This window comes from Trinickia camelliae (genome assembly GCF_053525655.1).
In genome coordinates this window covers 1-17408 of record NZ_JBCHAA010000025.1, presented here as the reverse complement: position 1 = coordinate 17408, position 17408 = coordinate 1, and the positions used below count along the sequence as shown (strand labels likewise).

General features: G+C 64.0%; 17 protein-coding genes and 1 pseudogene. 8 read left to right on the top strand and 10 right to left on the bottom strand.

What is annotated here, in order from left to right:
* Nucleotides 1-173: 173 nt before the first annotated feature.
* From AAHK20_RS30775 to AAHK20_RS30765, 3 genes and pseudogenes are all read left to right on the top strand, one after another.
* Complete coding sequence (locus AAHK20_RS30775; protein ID WP_449185289.1) at nucleotides 174-1406, top strand: ribonucleotide-diphosphate reductase subunit beta; 1233 nt, start codon at nucleotides 174-176, stop codon at nucleotides 1404-1406.
* 83 nt (nucleotides 1407-1489) lie between these two features.
* Nucleotides 1490-1853 (top strand): annotated as a pseudogene (locus AAHK20_RS30770) (hypothetical protein).
* Between the two features lie 30 nt (nucleotides 1854-1883).
* Nucleotides 1884-2489, top strand: coding sequence for a histone H1-like DNA-binding protein (locus AAHK20_RS30765; RefSeq protein ID WP_449185288.1), 606 nt, complete (start codon nucleotides 1884-1886; stop codon nucleotides 2487-2489).
* Nucleotides 2490-2837: 348 nt separating this feature from the next.
* Here AAHK20_RS30765 and AAHK20_RS30760 read toward each other — a convergent pair whose 3' ends face one another.
* The 10 genes from AAHK20_RS30760 to AAHK20_RS30715 all read right to left on the bottom strand — a co-directional run bounded on the left by AAHK20_RS30760 (nucleotide 2838) and on the right by AAHK20_RS30715 (nucleotide 11218).
* Nucleotides 2838-3314, bottom strand: coding sequence for an outer membrane lipoprotein (locus AAHK20_RS30760; protein WP_449185287.1), 477 nt, complete (start codon nucleotides 3312-3314; stop codon nucleotides 2838-2840).
* Between the two features lie 19 nt (nucleotides 3315-3333).
* Entirely contained in the window at nucleotides 3334-4272 is a 939-nt protein-coding gene (locus tag AAHK20_RS30755; protein WP_449185286.1) for a carbohydrate kinase family protein, read from the bottom strand.
* Between the two features lie 94 nt (nucleotides 4273-4366).
* Nucleotides 4367-4867, bottom strand: coding sequence for a thiol peroxidase (gene tpx, locus AAHK20_RS30750; protein ID WP_449185285.1), 501 nt, complete (start codon nucleotides 4865-4867; stop codon nucleotides 4367-4369).
* A gap of 84 nt (nucleotides 4868-4951) precedes the next feature.
* On the bottom strand, nucleotides 4952-6295 hold the full coding sequence (locus AAHK20_RS30745; protein ID WP_449185284.1) for a DUF3426 domain-containing protein: 1344 nt from the start codon (nucleotides 6293-6295) through the stop codon (nucleotides 4952-4954).
* Nucleotides 6296-6348: 53 nt separating this feature from the next.
* Nucleotides 6349-7251: a 50S ribosomal protein L11 methyltransferase gene (gene prmA / locus AAHK20_RS30740; RefSeq protein ID WP_449185283.1), complete on the bottom strand. Its 903-nt coding sequence runs from the start codon at nucleotides 7249-7251 to the stop codon at nucleotides 6349-6351.
* Nucleotides 7252-7254: 3 nt separating this feature from the next.
* Nucleotides 7255-8622, bottom strand: a complete 1368-nt coding sequence (accC, locus tag AAHK20_RS30735; RefSeq protein ID WP_449185282.1) for an acetyl-CoA carboxylase biotin carboxylase subunit — start codon at nucleotides 8620-8622, stop codon at nucleotides 7255-7257.
* Nucleotides 8623-8803: 181 nt separating this feature from the next.
* Entirely contained in the window at nucleotides 8804-9277 is a 474-nt protein-coding gene (gene accB / locus AAHK20_RS30730; RefSeq protein WP_449185281.1) for an acetyl-CoA carboxylase biotin carboxyl carrier protein, read from the bottom strand.
* Nucleotides 9278-9343: 66 nt separating this feature from the next.
* Complete coding sequence (aroQ, locus tag AAHK20_RS30725; RefSeq protein ID WP_449185280.1) at nucleotides 9344-9802, bottom strand: type II 3-dehydroquinate dehydratase; 459 nt, start codon at nucleotides 9800-9802, stop codon at nucleotides 9344-9346.
* A 194-nt stretch (nucleotides 9803-9996) separates the two neighbouring features.
* Nucleotides 9997-10560, bottom strand: coding sequence for a TlpA family protein disulfide reductase (locus tag AAHK20_RS30720; protein WP_449185279.1), 564 nt, complete (start codon nucleotides 10558-10560; stop codon nucleotides 9997-9999).
* A gap of 7 nt (nucleotides 10561-10567) precedes the next feature.
* Nucleotides 10568-11218 (bottom strand): UDP-N-acetylmuramate--alanine ligase, encoded by a 651-nt coding sequence (locus AAHK20_RS30715; protein ID WP_449185278.1) that lies wholly within the window; start codon nucleotides 11216-11218, stop codon nucleotides 10568-10570.
* A gap of 125 nt (nucleotides 11219-11343) precedes the next feature.
* Here AAHK20_RS30715 and mpl point away from each other — a divergent pair, with 125 nt between their 5' ends.
* The 5 genes from mpl to mtgA all read left to right on the top strand — a co-directional run bounded on the left by mpl (nucleotide 11344) and on the right by mtgA (nucleotide 17286).
* Nucleotides 11344-12753: a UDP-N-acetylmuramate:L-alanyl-gamma-D-glutamyl-meso-diaminopimelate ligase gene (gene mpl / locus AAHK20_RS30710; RefSeq protein WP_449185277.1), complete on the top strand. Its 1410-nt coding sequence runs from the start codon at nucleotides 11344-11346 to the stop codon at nucleotides 12751-12753.
* On the top strand, nucleotides 12750-13352 hold the full coding sequence (locus tag AAHK20_RS30705) for a YqiA/YcfP family alpha/beta fold hydrolase (protein ID WP_449185276.1): 603 nt from the start codon (nucleotides 12750-12752) through the stop codon (nucleotides 13350-13352). The genes mpl and AAHK20_RS30705 overlap by 4 nt, the downstream gene beginning before the upstream one ends.
* Before the next feature lie 153 nt (nucleotides 13353-13505).
* Nucleotides 13506-15611, top strand: a complete 2106-nt coding sequence (locus AAHK20_RS30700; protein ID WP_449185275.1) for a ribonuclease catalytic domain-containing protein — start codon at nucleotides 13506-13508, stop codon at nucleotides 15609-15611.
* A gap of 9 nt (nucleotides 15612-15620) precedes the next feature.
* Nucleotides 15621-16487, top strand: a complete 867-nt coding sequence (gene aroE, locus AAHK20_RS30695) for a shikimate dehydrogenase (RefSeq protein WP_449185274.1) — start codon at nucleotides 15621-15623, stop codon at nucleotides 16485-16487.
* Between the two features lie 76 nt (nucleotides 16488-16563).
* The gene (mtgA, locus tag AAHK20_RS30690; RefSeq protein ID WP_449185273.1) at nucleotides 16564-17286 is read left to right on the top strand and encodes a monofunctional biosynthetic peptidoglycan transglycosylase; all 723 of its coding nucleotides are present in this window, start codon (nucleotides 16564-16566) and stop codon (nucleotides 17284-17286) included.
* Nucleotides 17287-17408: the final 122 nt, after the last annotated feature.

The window sequence follows — 17408 nt, the reverse complement described above, 5'->3', positions numbered from 1 at the left end:
ACCTCTAAGACTCACGCTTCGAACGCATCACTCGATGTGTTGAAGACGACGCGAAGATCAAAGTGTTGTATGTAGGTCGCAACGCGAATCGAAAACAGGATTTTTCGTGAGCGAACCCTTTTATCGCTAACGAAAAGATGGTACAAACCGATCTAAATTGATGGTGAGAATTTATGCTCAACTGGGATGACGAGATCACTGCCGCGATTCCCTCGAGTGGTTCGCAACACAATACGTTGCGCAACCCCGCGGGTTCGGCTGTCGGAGCGCAAGTAGCGACGCGCGCCGCCACTCAAGCTCCCTCGGCGAAGGACATTTTCGCAGGCGACTTCGCAGTCGCTCCGTATGCCGACGCAGCGCAAGCTGCGGCACCGGCCGGCGCTCCCGAAGCGCGCGTGAACGTCGCCGACAAGCGCATCATCAACGGCAAGACTGACGTCAATCAGCTCGTGCCGTTCAAATACAAGTGGGCGTGGGAGAAGTATCTGGCGGGTTGCGCAAACCACTGGATGCCGCAAGAAATCAACATGTCCCGCGACATCGCGCTGTGGAAAGACCCGAACGGCCTCACTGAAGACGAGCGCCGCATCGTCAAGCGCAACCTCGGCTTCTTCGTGACGGCCGACTCGCTCGCCGCGAACAACATCGTGCTGGGCACCTACCGCCACATCACGGCGCCCGAGTGCCGGCAGTTCCTGCTGCGCCAGGCGTTCGAAGAGGCGATCCACACGCACGCTTACCAATACATCGTCGAGTCGCTCAGTCTCGACGAAGGCGAGATCTTCAACGCCTATCACGAGGTCAAGTCGATCCGTGACAAGGACGAATTCCTGATCCCGTTCATCCAAACGCTGACCGATCCGGCCTTCACGACCGGCACGCTCGAAGCCGACCAGAAGTTGCTCAAGTCGCTGATCGTGTTCGCCTGCGTGATGGAGGGCCTGTTCTTCTACGTCGGGTTTACGCAAATTCTTGCGCTCGGCCGGCAGAACAAAATGACGGGTGCCGCGGAACAGTACCAATACATCCTGCGTGACGAGTCGATGCACTGCAACTTCGGCATCGACCTCATCAACCAGATCAAACTCGAAAACCCGCATCTGTGGACGGCCGAATTCCGCGAGGAGATCCGCGAGATCTTCAAGCATGCGGTCGACCTTGAATATCGCTACGCGGAAGACACGATGCCGCGCGGGGTGCTCGGCCTCAACGCGTCGATGTTCAAGAGCTATCTGCGCTTCATCTGCAACCGCCGTTGCCAGCAGATCGGCCTCGATCCGCTGTTCCCGAACGAGGAGAACCCGTTCCCGTGGATGAGCGAGATGATCGATTTGAAGAAAGAGCGCAACTTCTTCGAGACGCGGGTCATTGAATATCAGACTGGCGGTGCGCTGTCGTGGGAGTGACCCCGCGCGCGTCGACCAACGAAATTGATGGGGATGCCGGCGGCGAAGGCCCCGGCAAACGTGCTTAGGAGCAGAAACGCCTGATGCAAAGCGTGCCCAGTGGCTCAGCGGTGCGAACCGCGGCCCACAAACATGACAGGCACTTTGCGAACCCTTCAGTGGGATGGGCAAACTTCCCCCCGGAAAAAGCCGGCGGCCATGCCGTCGGCTTGCTCAAACGATTGCCGGCATTCGAGAGCGGCCTGAGCGCAGAAGTGCGCGCAGCACAGCGCCTCGAAGCTGACTGGACTTGGCGTGCGGTGCCCGCGGGCACGGCGCGCCTTACCGTATTCATTAGCGTAAGCAGGCGGGAAGCGCGTACGCCGATGAATAGCCCGCTTCGCAGCGCACGCCTTGATAAGCGTGCAGCGGGAAGCGGGTTTTGACGAAGGGTGTAGTTTGAATTAACTCTCATCTGAAAACCTGAAGGAGAAAATGATGGCACTCGCCAAGAAAAAACCTGCAGCTAAAAAAGCCGCGGCGAAACCGGCCGTGAAGAAGACTGTAGCGAAGAAGGCTGCTCCGGCTAAGAAGGCCGCTGTGAAGAAGGTTGCAGCGAAGAAGGTCGCCGTGAAGAAGGTTGCTGCCAAGAAGGTCGCAGTGAAGAAAGTCGCTGTGAAGAAGGTTGCAGCCAAGAAGGTCGCAGCGAAGAAAGTCGCGGTGAAGAAGGTTGCAGTCAAGAAAGTCGCGGCAAAGAAAGTCGCAGTGAAGAAGGTTGCTGCGAAGAAGGCCGCACCGGCTAAGAAGGCTGCTGCGAAGAAGGTTGTCGCGAAGAAGGCCGCTGCGAAGAAGGCGCCTGCTAAGAAGGCTGCGGCGAAGAAAGCCGCGCCTGCGAAGAAGGCTGCCGCCAAGAAGGCTGCCCCTGCGAAGAAGGCTGCGCCTGCTAAGAAGGCCGCACCGGCGAAGAAGGCTGCTGCCAAGAAGGCCGCCGCTGCGCCTGCCCCCGCTGCAGCACCCGCTGCGTCGACGGCTCCTGCTGCTACGGTGAAGACCGCGTTGAACCCGGCTGCAGCATGGCCGTTTCCGACCGGCAGCCGTCCGTAACAACTCGAGCGGTAACTCGGTACGTCGCGACGTGCCACACGGTTGAGTAATGCTACTCAGCCCGAATCCCGTCACCGGTTTCCGGTGGCGGGATTTTTTTATGTCGATCCGGACTTGGCGCTTTAGCGCCTAGTCCGGTCCCATGCAGAGCGGTCGATCCGAACTTGGCGCTTTAGGGCCTAGTCTGGTTCTGTGCAGAGCATGACTCGAGTCGCATGCGACTCCGGCGTGTGAGACGTGCTGAAGACGCGTTCCGTCGAGGATAGCCACCTGCGTCGCGTAACGGCGCAGGTGGCTGAAGGGACGGGAACGGATTGGCCCGGAACGGGCCGAGAGACCGCCAGTGGGTCAGTGCGTGACGCGGGTTACGCCGCCGCTCGAGAGCAGACGGACGCGATCGCCAGCTTGGAAGATCTCGCCGTTGGCGCTTTGCGTGATGGCGCGCAGGTCGCCGTTGTCGAGCCGCACGGTGACTTCCACGCCGTTTTGCACGGCGACGCCGTTCTCGACCGCGTTGCCCGCGACCGCACCGGCGATGCCGCCGATGATTGCGGTCGCGATCGACCCTTTGCCGCCGCCGATCGCGCTACCCGCCACCGCGCCAAGCGCGCCGCCGCCCAATGCGCCGAGCCCGCTCGGCTGACCGTTGTTCGAGCTGATCTTCACGGCGCGCACGCTTTCGACGGTGCCGAAGCGCACGGTTGCCTCGCGCTGCGCCTGCGAGGCCGTGTAGACGTCCGACGAGCTGCTGTTATAGGCGCACCCCGTCATCGTCAGCGAACCGACGATCATCGTTGCCAGAACCGCACGGGTTGTTGTTCTCATTTTTGGTTACTCCACTGAATTACTGCAGGCCGTATCCGAATGCCTGCTTGAATCGCTCATCGATTTCGCCGCGCGAAGGCGCGTAGTTTTGCGGTCCTTGCTGCTCAATCTTGAGCGCGCCCATCAGGCTCGCGAGGCGGCCCGTCGTCGCCCAGTCGAGCCCCTTCTCGATCCCGTACAGCAGGCCGCCGCGGAAGGCGTCGCCACAACCGGTCGGGTCGAGCACGCGGGCAGCCTGGACGACGGGAATCTCTTCGCACTGGCCCGCATGGTGAATCTGCGAGCCGTGCTCGCCGCGCGTGACGATCAGCGCCTGCACACGGCCGGCGATTTCTTCGATCGACCAGCCGGTCTTGTTGCTGACCAATTTTGCTTCGTAGTCGTTGACCGCCACATAGGTGGCAAGTTCAATCATGCGACGTAACTGGGCGCCGTCGAAGAGCGGCAGGCCCTGGCCCGGATCGAAAATGAACGGAATGCCGGCGGCCGCGAACTGTTCGGAGTGCTGGACCATGCCGTCGTAGCCGTCCGGTGCGACGATGCCGAGCTTGACGCCGGGTGCTTCGTCCGCGCGGTTCAGGTGCGATTCCATCATCGCGCCCGGGTGGAATGCGGTGATCTGGTTATTGTCGAGGTCGGTGGTGATCATCGCCTGCGCCGAATAGGTGTCCGGCAGCACGCGCACGTGCGCTTTCGTGAGACCGAGGCTGTCGAGGCGGTCGAGGTAGAGCTGCGCGTCGACGGCGCCGAGCGTCGCCATGATGCGCGCGTCGCCGCCGAGCAGCTTCAGCGCATAGGCGATGTTGCCGGCGCAGCCGCCGAATTCGCGGCGCATCGTCGGCACGAGGAAGCTCACATTCAGGATGTGCACTTGCTCGGGCAGGATGTGGTCGCGAAAGCGGCCCTGGAAAGTCATGATGTTGTCGTAGGCGAGCGAGCCGCAGATCAGCGTAGCCAAAGCTAGGTTTCCTATGAATGTGAGTCGCGATAATGCCGCTATCGATGCAAAAACGCCGCGCGAAGGGCGCGGCGCATTGCGACGCGTGCCGTGCTTACTTCAGCGCGGCGAGCGCTGCGTCGTAGTTCGGCTCGTCCTTGATTTCGCCGACGAGTTCGGCGTGCAGCACCTTGTTCTGTTCGTCGAGGACGACCACGGCGCGCGCCGTCAGGCCGGTGAGCGGGCCGCTCGTGACATCGACGCCGTACGCATTCGCGAACTCATGGCCGCGGAAGGTCGACGCCGTCACGACGTTTTCGATGCCTTCGGTCGAGCAAAAGCGCGTTGCGGCGAACGGCAGGTCGCCCGACACGACGATCACGGCCGTGTTCGCGAGCTTGCCGGCGGCTTCGTTGAACTTGCGGGTGGACGTGGCGCACGTCGGCGTGTCGAGGCTCGGCACGATGTTGAGCACTTTGCGCTTGCCGGCGAAATCGGCGAGCGTGACCGGCTTGAGATCCTTGCCGACGAGCGAGAACTCGGGGGCTTGCTGGCCCGCGGACGGGAACGTGCCGCTGACTTCGATCGGGTTGCCACCCAGCGTGACTTGACTCATGTTGTGCTCCGAAGATTCGTCTGAGATTGACTGCGAAAGGGAGCGCGTGCGGCCTTTATCAGGCCAAGACGCGCCCGGCGTGCGCTACGGGTAAAAGATCTGAACGCGGAAATTGCTGGCAATGGCATTGCCGGTGTCGAGCCGCACGATCATCGTCTGCGTGGTGCGGGCGGGCAGGCCAGCGGCGATCGGCGTGCCTGGGCGCACATAGTCTTGCGGCCACAGCACGCGTCGGATCGCGACGTTGTTTTTGTCGTCGAGCAGCGTGAGTTCCATGGCCGGGTACGCGAGCGCGACGTTGTAACGATTGCGCAGCGGCACGCGCAATTCGAGGTGATGCGGGCCGTCGACTTGGCGCAGATCCGATGCTTCGACTTGCAGGCCGTCGATATCGCGCGGCGGCGAGATCTGGCAGCTGAGCTGCTCGCAGACCTGGGCGAAGAGCGCTTGCGAACTCGGCCAGTACACCATGACCGTTTCGCGGCGCCACCACGCGAGTTGAGCGATGAGCGCGACCGCAAGTACGACCGCAATGATCGCGCCGATGGTGCGCAACACAATGCGGCTCGGCTCGGGAGTCCGCTTCTCGCGCGTAACTTCGAAGTTGCGCGTGGTGGCGGCGGCGGGCTCAGCCCCGAACGGCGAGCTGGTACGGGGCTGTGCTGCGAATGCATTCGCGCCGGACGGCTCGGATGTGGACGACTGAGCCGCCGACGCCTTCGGCTCGGGCGTGCCGAAGTGCGGTTCCGGGTCGGCGCCCCACGAGGGGGCCACCTTGTTCGGGAAGGTGGGTTCGTCCGCTTGCGCGGGCGTCGCCGCCGATACGCGTTCTTGCGGCTCGGCGCCCATCTCGGGGCCCGGCCATGCCGTGAAGCTCGGCTCGCGCATGTCGCCGGATTCGGCGGACGGATGCGCGGCATCGTGTTCGGCATGCACCGGCGCCGGCTGTGCTGCTTCGGGTGCGGGTGCAGGTTTCGTCTCGGGCCCGAGCGAGCCCGGTACGGCGACTTGGGGGTGATGCGCTAGCGTTTCGACGTCGTGGCGCAGCGCCGGGTCGATCTGCGCATCGGCGGCGGGTGCCCACATATCCCACGCGCCGGAGCCGAAATTCGGCGCAGGTCGCGCTGGTTCGCTTTGCGCCGGCGCGTTCTGCGCGGATCGTTCGTTCTGCGCAGGCGCCGTTTGCGGCGCGGCCGCTTCGGCTGCGGGCGATGCGGCTGCGGCAGCAGGTTCCTGCGCGCGTGGCGTTTCGACCGGCGCGCCGCTTTCTACCGGCTTCGCGCCGTTGTCGGTGTCGACGAGATTTTCCGACGCATTGAAAACGGACTGGCAAGAACCGCAGCGCACGAGTCCTCCGCGCAGCGCAAGCTGCGTCTCTTGGATGCGGAAGACGGTTTCACAGTGGGGACAGCGCGTCGCAAGAAGCATAGTGAGCCGATTGGCGTGCAAGCCGGTGCGTAACGATGACGATACGCCCTATTCTAATGGCTTTCGCGGCGGGTCCCGGCGAGACAGACCCAACCCTCGTGTTCGCGCCAGACGCCGATGTCGATCCAGGTCGCGTAGACGCGAGCGACTTCTTCGGCCTGTCGCGCGAGGATGCCCGAAAGCGCGATGCGTCCGCCCGGCTTCACCTTCGACGACAGCATCGACGCCATCAGCTTGAGCGGATTCGACAGAATATTGGCGACGACGATATCGAACTCGCCGGACGGGCAATCGTCGGGCAGGCCGTAAGTGACCTCGGCGCGATTGCGTTCGCTGTTGTGGCGCGCGGATTCGACCGCCTGCGGATCGATGTCGATGCCGAACACTGGATTCGCACCGCACTTCTTCGCGAGGATCGCGAGGATGCCGGAGCCGCAACCGTAGTCGAGCACCGACTGGCCCGCTTGCACATGCTCTTCGAGCCACTCCATGCAAAGGCGGGTGGTCGGATGACTGCCGGTGCCGAACGCGAGACCGGGATCGAGTTCGAGCACGAGCGCGTCCGGATCGGGCGCGTCGTGCCACGACGGCACGACCCAGATGCGCTTGCCGATCGGAATCGGTTCGAATTGCGATTGCGTGAGCCGCACCCAGTCCTGTTCCTCGACGTCGCGCACGGTGAACGCCGGCGTGGCGGCGAGGCCGACTTCGTTGGCCGCCGCAGCCGCGAGCACGCCAGGTTCGTGGTCGGGCGCGAGCAGCGCCACGACGCGCGAACGCTGCCATGCAGTGCGATCGGGCGTCAGGCCGGGCTCGCCGAAGAGCGGTTGCTCGTCGGGCGTGTCGGCGTCGGCGTCTTCCACCGATACCGACAGCGCGCCCAGTTCGATGAGCGCGTCGGACAGCGCCTCCGCATGCTCGCGATCGAGTTCGACGACCAGTTCCCGATAGCTCATCGCTTACGCTTCTTCCGGTGCGACTTGCTGCTTCGCCGCAAGCCGGTTCTCGAGGTAATGGATGCTCGTGCCGCCTTCGACGAATTTCGAGTCGAGCATCAACTCACGGTGCAGCGGGATGTTGGTCTGAATGCCTTCGACCACCATCTCGGAGAGCGCAATGCGCATCCGCATGATCGCCTGCTCGCGCGTGGCGCCGTAAGCGATCAGCTTGCCGATCATCGAATCATAGTTCGGCGGGACGAAATAGCCGTTGTAGGCGTGGGAATCGACGCGGATACCCGGGCCGCCCGGCGTGTGCCACGACGTGATGCGTCCCGGAGACGGGGTGAACTTGAACGGGTCTTCGGCGTTGATCCGGCACTCGATCGCGTGGCCGCGGAATTCGAGGTCGCGCTGGCGGATCACGAGCTTCTCGCCGGCCGCGATGCGGATCTGTTCCTGCACAATGTCGACGCCGGTGATCAGTTCGGTCACCGGGTGCTCGACCTGCACGCGCGTGTTCATTTCGATGAAGTAGAACTCATTGTTCTCATAGAGGAACTCGAACGTGCCCGCGCCGAGGTAGCCCATCTTCTTGCAGGCGTCGGCGCAGCGGTCGCCGATGCGCTCGATCAGGCGGCGCGCGATGCCCGGCGCCGGCGCTTCCTCGATCACCTTCTGGTGGCGGCGCTGCATCGAGCAGTCGCGCTCACCGAGCCAGATGGCGTTCTTGAACGAGTCCGACAGCACTTGAATCTCGATGTGCCGCGGATTCTCCAGAAACTTCTCCATATAGACCTGCGGATTGCCGAACGCACGGCCGGCTTCTTCGCGGGTCATGTTGACCGCGTTCACGAGCGCCGCTTCCGTGTGCACGACACGCATGCCGCGTCCGCCGCCGCCGCCCGCCGCCTTGATGATGACGGGGTAGCCGATCGCGCGCGCGATCTTCACGATCTCCTTCGGGTCGTCCGGCAGCGCGCCTTCCGAACCGGGCACGCACGGCACGCCGGTCTTGATCATCGTCTGCTTGGCCGTGACCTTGTCGCCCATCATGCGGATCGTGTCCGGATTCGGGCCGATGAACGTGAAGCCGGATTGCTGCACGCGCTCCGCGAAATCGGCGTTCTCCGACAGGAAGCCGTAGCCGGGGTGAATCGCTTCGGCGTCGGTCACCTCCGCGGCGCTGATGAGCGCCGGCATATTCAAGTAGGAGAGATTCGACGGCGCCGGTCCGATGCAGACCGCCTCGTCGGCGAGCTTCACGTACTTGGCTTCTTTGTCGGCTTCGGAGTAGACGACGACAGTCTTGACGCCTAGTTCACGGCACGCGCGCTGAATCCGGAGCGCGATTTCGCCGCGATTGGCAATGAGGATTTTTTCAAACATAGCGTTATTCGACTCTTCAATGGGCGCGGCGCTCGCTAATTAAGAGAGACATCGGCGACGCGCCTCAGAGGATCGGCGGCGCGCAGCGATTGGAGGCTGCGCGCCGGGCGGGCTCTGCGTGGGGCCGGAGTGGGTGCGAATGCGCCGACTCCGTCCGACACACGGGGAGAGGCCCGCGCGCTTAGCCGATCACGAACAACGGCTGGCCGTATTCGACCGCCTGACCGTTTTCGACGAGGATTTCCTTGACGACGCCGGCCTTGTCGCACTCGATCTCGTTCAGGAGCTTCATCGCTTCGATGATGCAGATCGTCTGACCTTCCTTGACCGTGTCGCCCACTTGGACGAACGGGTCGGCGCCCGGCGACGGGGCGCGGTAGAACGTGCCGACCATCGGCGAGGTCACGACGTGGCCTTGCGGTGCGGCGGCAGCGGGGGCGGCTGCGGCGCCCGCGGCGGCCGGCGCTTCGCTCGGCGCGGCAGCGAACGGCATAGGCGCGGAGATTTGCGGCGCGTAGGAGGTGGACGGCTGCACGTAAACCGGCGGCGCATTCTTGACGATGCGAACCTTGCCCTCGCCTTCAGTGACTTCCAGTTCCGAGATCCCGGACTCGGAAACGAGGTCGATCAAAGTTTTCAGCTTACGTAGATCCATCGGGAATTCCCCTTTCAATGCGTGAAGTGCCGGCCCGAAGCCGGCGCTGAATTGGTGTTCTGGAAATCAGCGCGCGATGCCCGTATCCGGCGCGAGCCGGTCGAGGGCGAATTCGAGCGCGTACAGATATCCCTTCCAGCCGAGGCCGCAAATGACGCCCTCGGCCTGGTCGGAGAAGTAGGAGTGGTGCCTGAACGGCTCGCGGCGATGCACGTTCGACAGGTGAATCTCGACGAACGGAATGCCGACGCCGGCCAGTGCGTCCCGTATCGCCACGCTGGTATGCGTGTACGCGGCGGGATTGATCAGGATGAAGTCGACTTTTTCCGCGCGGGCAGCCTGGATGCGGTCGACGAGCGCACCCTCATGATTGCTCTGAAACGAAGTCAGTTCGGCGCCGGCCTGCGCCGCTCGTTTGGATAACGCCTGATCGATCTGCTGCAACGTGACGCGCCCATAGACCTCGGGTTCCCGGGTGCCGAGAAGGTTGAGGTTGGGGCCGTGTAGTGCCAGCAGTCGTGTCATGGTCGCTTCGTTTTGCGCGGAATTGCGCGCACTTTAGCGCTGTTTAGAGAAACTTGTCTAGCAGCGCATGCAGGGGGCTGGGGAAAACACGGTAAAAATCGCCCCCTTGGCCGCATAAATCTTATTAAATTCGGACAAAACGCGGACAACGCATCTCAAATAGACGTTATCTGAAGCGGTTTCGTCGTATCAAATCAGAGCGCGTCGAGGGTCTTTTTGAGCTCGGCTGGCTGGATTTGGCCTAATTTTGTCGACCGTACGGCGCCTTTTGCATCGATCACGACGGTGAAGGGCAGGGCGCCCGCGGTGTTGCCGAAATTGCGTGCCAGATCAGCTCCGCCGAAGCCGCTCACGTAAACGGGATAGTCGACCGGCACCTTCTGCAAAAACGTCTTCACGTTCTTTTCCGAGTCGACGCCGATGCCGATGAACTTCACGCCCTTCTTGGAGTATTCGTCGTTGAGCTGGGCGAGCGTCGGCATTTCTTCGACACACGGGCCGCACCACGACGCCCAGAAATTGACGACGACGGTTTGCCCCTTGAAGGCGGCGAGCGACTTCGGCTTGCCGTCGGCGTCGTGCATCATGGTCGAGTCCAGCAGCGCTTCGACTGCGTTGGCCTGCGCCGCGCCGGTCTCCGGGGCGCTGGCGGTGGCGGGGGGCGTGTCGTCGTGCCGCAGCCAATGCCCGGCGGCGATACCGCCTGCCACGGCAATGATCGCGACGGCCGCGACCGCCAGAATTCCTTTCGTGTTCATCGTGTGATCAATTAGTCGTTGGTGTTTCGCCGCGCTCGCTTTCGTCTAGCAGCGCCCGGACCGCTTGGACGTTGGCGCGCGAGAGCCGGCCGCGCGCGTCGGCGCGCACCGCGCCGCGCAAGTCGTCCGTATCGTAGAGCGCAATGTGCATGCCGACCGGATCTTCACCCCGCGATGGACGCCACAGGAAGCTGAGCGTCTCGATCATGCCGCGGCCGGCGAAATGCCGGGTCTCCGACACGTCATATTGGATATTCGCGTTGAGCATGTAGATCGCGACTTCCTTGGGGTTGTCGCAGAACACTTGCAGGTGCACGTCGGAATGCTCGCCCGCCGTGCCGTTGAGCACCGCGCCCGTCAAATAGGGATTGAAGGCGGCAAGCCGCTCCATCCATTCGACCGCGATTTCGCGCAGGCGGCGCAGCATCGCCGGCTGGCTGTCGCTTTGGAAGAGCGACTGGTATTCGCGGATTTCTTCTTCGATCTGGTCGTTATCGGGCAGCCAATCTCCGGCAATGCGCGTCTCCCCGACGACCTGCCGCGCAGCCTTGCGCTTGGCGGTCGAGTAGTCGAGACCGTCCTCGGCGATCATCCGCGCGGCGGCGATCGCGATTTCTTCCCGGACCCGCTGCGGATCAAAATGAGATTTACGAACCATCCAGCAATCATACAAGAGAATGGTTACGGGCCTTTTGGGGGCCGCCGGGGCCCGTGCGCTATACATTTCGGGTGGGGGCGTCGGTTACAATAGCGGCCTTTCCGTACGCGCCTCGCCTCGCTTTTATGCATATCCATATTCTCGGCATTTGCGGCACCTTCATGGGCGGTCTGGCGGTGCTTGCACGCGGCGCAGGGCACAAAGTGACCGGCTGCGACGCCGGTGTCTATCCGCCGATGAGCACCCAGCTCGAGGCGCAAGGCATCGAGCTCATCGAAGGCTACGGCGCCGAACAGATCGATCTGAAACCGGATCTTTTCGTGATCGGCAACGTCGTGACGCGCGGCAATCCGCTGATGGAGGCGATTCTCGATCGCGGCCTGCCGTATGTTTCCGGGCCGCAGTGGCTCGGCGAGCACGTGCTCAACGGCAAGTGGGTGCTCGCGGTGGCCGGCACGCACGGCAAGACCACGACGAGCTCGATGCTCGCGTGGCTGCTCGAAGACGCCGGGCTGAACCCGGGCTTTCTGATCGGCGGTGTTCCGCTCAACTTCGGCGTGTCGGCGCGGCTCACCGATTCGAGCTTCTTCGTGATCGAGGCCGACGAGTACGACACGGCTTTCTTCGACAAGCGCTCGAAGTTCGTCCATTACCGGCCGCGCACCGCGATCCTGAACAATCTCGAATTCGATCACGCGGATATCTTCCCCGATCTCGCCGCGATCGAAACCCAGTTTCATCATCTCGTGCGCACGGTGCCCGGCGTCGGGCGGCTCGTCGTCAACGGGCGCGAGGATGCGCTCGAGCGAGTGCTCGCACGCGGCTGCTGGAGCGATGTCGAGCGATTCGGCGTCTCCGGCGGCTGGGAAGCGCAGCCCGCGGCCGATGGCGTGCCGGTCGACGAGCAGTTCGCCGTCTACTGGCAGGGCGAGCGAGCGGGCGTGGTCGATTGGCAGGTGCAGGGAGATCACAACCGCATGAACGCGCTCGCGGCGATCGCGGCGGCGCGGCACGTCGGCGTGCCGCCGGCGCAGGCGGCCAAGGCGCTCGGCGCGTTCCGCAACGTGAAGCGGCGCATGGAAGTGCGCGGGAGCGTCGAGGGCGTCACCGTCTACGACGATTTCGCCCATCATCCGACGGCGATCGAAACCACGGTCGCCGGCCTTCGCGCCCGTGTCGGCCGTGAAAACACGCGGATTCTCGCCGTGCTCGAGCCGCGTTCGAACACGATGAAGCTCGGCGTGATGAAGGCGCAATTGCCGGGCAGCCTGGCGGATGCCGACCTCGTGTTCGGCTACGGCGCGCCGTCCGGGCGCGACGCGCTCGGCTGGGACCTGGCTGAAGCGCTCGCGCCGCTCGGCGCCAAGGCGCAGGCCTTCAACGATCTCGATGCGCTCGTCAAGGCAGTCGCCGCGGCGGCGCGCCCGGGCGACCACGTGCTCGTGATGAGCAACGGCGGCTTCGGCGGCGTCCACCACAAGCTGCTGGACGCGCTCGACGCGCGCCCGGCCGCGCGTGAGCGGGGCGTCGCGTGATCCTCTATCTCCACGGATTCCGTTCGTCGCCGAATTCGTTCAAGGCGCGCGTGCTCGCCGCGCGGGTCGCGGAGCTGGGCAAGTCCGACGAATGGTGCTGCCCGATGCTGCCGGTGTCGCCGTTCGAGGCGATCACGCTGGCGGAAGCGCAAGTGACGGCGGCAGGCGCAGCCGGCGCATTCGGCGACGAAGGCGTGACCGTGATCGGCAGCTCGCTCGGCGGCTATTACGCCACCCATCTCGCCGAAAAGCACGGCTGGCGCGCGGTGCTGCTTAATCCGGCGACGGTGCCGCAGCGCGATCTGTCGGCGTATCTCGGCGAGCAGCCGCTGTGGCATGGCGGCGGGAGCATCGTCGTGGAGCCTCATCATCTCGACGAATTGCGCGCGCTGGGCGTCGCCGCGATCACGCGGCCCGAACGCTATTATTTGATGGCTGCCACCGGCGATGAAGTGCTCGACTACCGCGAAATGCTCGCGCACTACCCGGGCGTGAACACGAAGCTGATCGACGGCAGCGACCACGCGATCAGCGAGTTTGAAGACTACGTCGACGACGTTCTCGCTTTTTGCGGGATGAAGCTGCCGGCGCGCTCCTGACGGAACCGTTGGCGCGCGACATGTTCGGCCCCTCCAGTTCATATCGGACAAACCGCCGACGAAGCGCGGCCGGAGCGGCACACACCACCTATCACACTGCAGGCGCATCGATTGCGAAGCGGCTGCTGTGGCAAGTCAGAACGAGAGTATTGAGTGAACGTTTTCTTTGAGGAATCAGGCAGTTTCAAGGCGGGCAGCGTGCTGTCGAAGCAAGGCGACGCGTTCCAGGTCGAACTGCCGGGCGGACGGCGCGCCAAAGTCCGCGCCAAGGACGTGCTGATCGAATTCGAGAAGCCGAGCGCCGCCGAGCTGATGCAGCAGGCGGACGAGGCCGCGCAGCAAATCGATCTCGACTTCCTGTGGGAATGCGCGCCCGCCGACGAATTCCCGTTCGCGACGCTCGCGAGCGACTACTACGGCGAGTCGTACGGCCCGATCGAGCGTGCGGCGCTCGTGTTGCGCATGCACGGCGCGCCGGTCTACTTCCGCCGCAAGGGGCGCGGACAGTATCAGCGCGCGCCTGAAGAGCAGCTGAAGATGGCGTTGGCGTCGCTCGAGCGCAAGCGCCAGCAGGCGCTCGTGCAGGCCGAATACGAAGAGGAACTGAAGGCGGGACGCCTGCCCGCCGCATTCGACGGCAAGGCGCTGTCGCTCTTGACCAAACCCGACAAGAATTCCATCGAATACAAGGCGCTCGAAGCGGCCGCCGCGTCGCGCGGGATTTCCATGGCGCGCCTGATGCTCGAATGCGGCGGCGTCGCGTCGGCGCGCGCGCTGCACGAGGCGCGCTTTCTCGCCGAGTTCTTCCCGCACGGCACTGGCTTTCCGTCCGTCGCGCCAGGGGCTTTGCCGGAAGACTTGCCGACGGCCGACGTCGAAGCGTTCTCGATCGACGACATCACGACGACCGAAATCGACGACGCGTTCTCCGTCGAGCATCTGGCCGACGGCCGCGTGCGGATCGGGGTGCACATCGCGGCGCCCGCGCTCGGCATCGCGCGCGGCGATACGGTCGACGCGATCGCCCGCGGGCGGTTGTCGACCGTCTACATGCCGGGCGACAAGATCACGATGCTGCCCGACGAAGTCGTCGAAGCGTTCACGCTGAAGGAAGGCGGCCTGCGCCCGGCGCTGTCGCTCTACATCATCGTCAATCGGGAGACGCAGGAGATCGTCGCGAACGAAACGCGCGCCGAGCTCGTGTTCGTGAAGAACAATCTGCGCCACAACACGCTCGATGCCCTCGTGACCGAGGAGACGCTTGCCGAGGGCAGCGGCGACTATCCGCACAAGGACGACATCGCCGTGCTGTGGCCGCTCGCGCAGGCGCTTCACGAAAAGCGTCAGCAAGCGCGCGCGGGCTACGGCTTGAAGCGCGAAATGCAGAGCAATACCGACTACAACTTCTACGTCGAAGGCGAGCACGTGACGATCACGCCGCGCCGGCGCGGCTCGCCGCTCGACATGATCGTTGCCGAGCTGGCGATTCTCGCGAACTCGACGTGGGGCGCGTTCCTGCACGACCACGGCGTACCGGGCATCTACCGCTCGCAGCGCGCGTTCGCGGCGTCCGGTCCGAAGCGCACGCGGATGCAGACGACGGCCGCGCCGCACGAAGGTCTCGGCGTCGCGCAATACGCGTGGAGCACCTCGCCGCTGCGCCGCTATGTCGACCTCGTCAACCAATGGCAGTTGCTCGCGTGCGTGAATCATGGCGTGGCGGCCAAGCTCGTCGCGCCGTTCAAGCCGAAGGACGCCGATCTCTTCGCGGTCGTCCAGGGCTTCGACGACACCTATAGCGCCTACGCCGACCATCAGCGGCGCATGGAGTACTTCTGGTGTCTGCGCTGGATCACGCAGGAAGGCAAGAAGCAGGTGGTGGCGTCGGTGGTGAAGGGCGACCTCGTGCGTCTCGACGAAGTGCCGCTGTTGCTGCACGTGCCGGGTCTCGGCGTGCACGCGCGCGGGACGAAGATCATGCTCGAAGTGATGTCGGTCGATGAGCTGACGGTCGAGGCGTCGGTGCGTCCGCTGCACGTCATCGATGCGCCGGCTGTGACGAGCGGCGCCGAGGCCGACGAGGAAGAGGACGAAGTCGAAGAGCTGATCGACGCCGACGACGAATCCGCCGAAAGCGAAGCCGAGGCGCAGGCGGAAGCCGATGCGGGCGCGGGCGCAGAGGACGGCGCCGCGGACGGCGAGGCATCCGCCCCGGACACCGAGTCAGGCCCGAACCCCGCCGCACACGCCACGGAGTAACCGACGCTCATGAGCACGCCCCCCGCGCCGCGCGATGTCTATGCGGTTATAGGCAACCCGATTGCGCACAGCAAGTCGCCGTTCATCCATGCACGCTTTGCCGAGCAGACTGGCGAGCCGCTCGAATATCGTCATTTGCTCGCGCCGCTGGACGGATTCGTCGATCACGTGCGCGCGTTCATCGCCGAAGGCGGACGCGGTCTGAACGTGACGGTGCCCTTCAAGCTCGAGGCGCACGCGCTGGCCGATCGTCTTTCGCCGCGTGCAGCGGCGGCCGGCGCAGTGAACACGCTGCGCTTCGACGTTGACGGCATCTTCGGCGACAACACGGACGGCGTCGGTCTCGTGCGCGATATCGAAGCGAACCTCGGCGTGAGCCTGAAGGATGCGCGCGTGCTGTTGCTGGGCGCGGGCGGCGCGGCGCGCGGCGTCGTGCTGCCGATGCTCGACCGTGCGCCGCTAGCGCTGACGATCGTGAACCGCACGGCGGCCAAAGCCGAAGCGCTGGTCGAACAGTTCGCGCAGGCGGCCGGACAGGCGGGCTGCGAGCTGACGGGCGGCGGCGCGCACGCAGTCGGCGCGCACCAGTACGACGTGATCGTGAACGCTACGGCGGGGAGCCTCGACGCGTCGCTGCCCGAGTGCGACGACAGCGCGTTCGGCGGTGGCACGCTCGCCTACGACATGATGTACGGCGCGCAACCGACCGTCTTCATGCGCCACGCGCAGACGCTCGGCGCGCGCACGGCCGACGGCCTTGGGATGCTGGTCGAGCAGGCGGCCGAATCCTTCTTCATTTGGCGCGGCGTGCGGCCTGACGGCGCGCCGGTCTTGGCGGCGCTGCGCGAGATGCTCTCGGCGAGCGTCAAACACTGATTCTGATTAAGCAGTCGTGCTTGCGGACGAGTAGGCGGCGATGGCATTCCGATTGAGCGAGCCCGGATCGGCTGACATGACCAAAACGAAAAGTACGAGCCGGCCGGGACTGGCGCGGTGGGTTGTCTATGTCGGCTTGGTGTTCACGCTCTCTTGGTTTGCGACGCAGATCTATTACTTCGCGCAGATTGGCGTGTGGACGTTCGTGAACCCGCGCACGACGGCTTTCATGCGTTCTGATGCGTGGCGCTTGGCGCAGGATCGTCCGGACCTCGACATTCAGCACACGTGGGTGCCGTACGACCAGATTTCGCGGAATTTGAAGCGGGCGATCATTGCGTCGGAGGATGCCAACTTCGTCAATAACAACGGCTACGAGACCGACGCGATTCTGCAGGCGTGGGAGAAGAACAAGGCGCGCGGCAAGATCGTGGCGGGCGGCTCGACGATTTCGCAGCAGCTTGCGCGCAATTTGTTTTTGTCGCGGCAGAAGAGCTATATCCGCAAGGGGCAGGAGCTCATCATTACCTGGATGCTCGAGACGCTGATGGATAAGGAGCGCATCTTCGAGATATATCTGAACTCGGTCGAGTGGGGGAATGGGGTGTATGGCGCGCAGGCGGCCGCGCAGTATTACTACAAGAGTTCGGCTAGCAAGCTCACTGCGTGGCAGTCGGCCAGGTTGGCGGTCATGCTGCCGCGGCCTAAGTATTTTGATGAGCATCGTGGGTCGGCGTACTTGGTGCAGCGGTCCGCTGTTATTGCTCGGCGGATGGGGGCGGCGGAGTTGCCTCATTAGCCTTTCTTTTTTGCCTTTCGGCGTTGGTTTCTTTCGCTAAGGCTTTCGTAGAACTTGTTTTCGCGCTGTTCCGTATGGTCCGTCCCTCCCCGGGACCGGGGTTACTTTGGTCCTTGCCCAAA

Coding starts and splice junctions, on each gene's coding strand:
- accB (WP_449185281.1), bottom strand. CDS start 9,277: ATGGATCTACGTAAGCTGAAAACTTTGATCGACCTCGTTTCCGAGTCC.
- mtgA (WP_449185273.1), top strand. CDS start 16,564: ATGACCAAAACGAAAAGTACGAGCCGGCCGGGACTGGCGCGGTGGGTT.
- AAHK20_RS30765 (WP_449185288.1), top strand. CDS start 1,884: ATGGCACTCGCCAAGAAAAAACCTGCAGCTAAAAAAGCCGCGGCGAAA.
- AAHK20_RS30760 (WP_449185287.1), bottom strand. CDS start 3,314: ATGAGAACAACAACCCGTGCGGTTCTGGCAACGATGATCGTCGGTTCG.
- AAHK20_RS30745 (WP_449185284.1), bottom strand. CDS start 6,295: ATGCTTCTTGCGACGCGCTGTCCCCACTGTGAAACCGTCTTCCGCATC.
- mpl (WP_449185277.1), top strand. CDS start 11,344: ATGCATATCCATATTCTCGGCATTTGCGGCACCTTCATGGGCGGTCTG.
- accC (WP_449185282.1), bottom strand. CDS start 8,622: ATGTTTGAAAAAATCCTCATTGCCAATCGCGGCGAAATCGCGCTCCGG.
- AAHK20_RS30775 (WP_449185289.1), top strand. CDS start 174: ATGCTCAACTGGGATGACGAGATCACTGCCGCGATTCCCTCGAGTGGT.
- tpx (WP_449185285.1), bottom strand. CDS start 4,867: ATGAGTCAAGTCACGCTGGGTGGCAACCCGATCGAAGTCAGCGGCACG.
- aroE (WP_449185274.1), top strand. CDS start 15,621: ATGAGCACGCCCCCCGCGCCGCGCGATGTCTATGCGGTTATAGGCAAC.
- aroQ (WP_449185280.1), bottom strand. CDS start 9,802: ATGACACGACTGCTGGCACTACACGGCCCCAACCTCAACCTTCTCGGC.
- prmA (WP_449185283.1), bottom strand. CDS start 7,251: ATGAGCTATCGGGAACTGGTCGTCGAACTCGATCGCGAGCATGCGGAG.
- AAHK20_RS30720 (WP_449185279.1), bottom strand. CDS start 10,560: ATGAACACGAAAGGAATTCTGGCGGTCGCGGCCGTCGCGATCATTGCC.
- AAHK20_RS30715 (WP_449185278.1), bottom strand. CDS start 11,218: ATGGTTCGTAAATCTCATTTTGATCCGCAGCGGGTCCGGGAAGAAATC.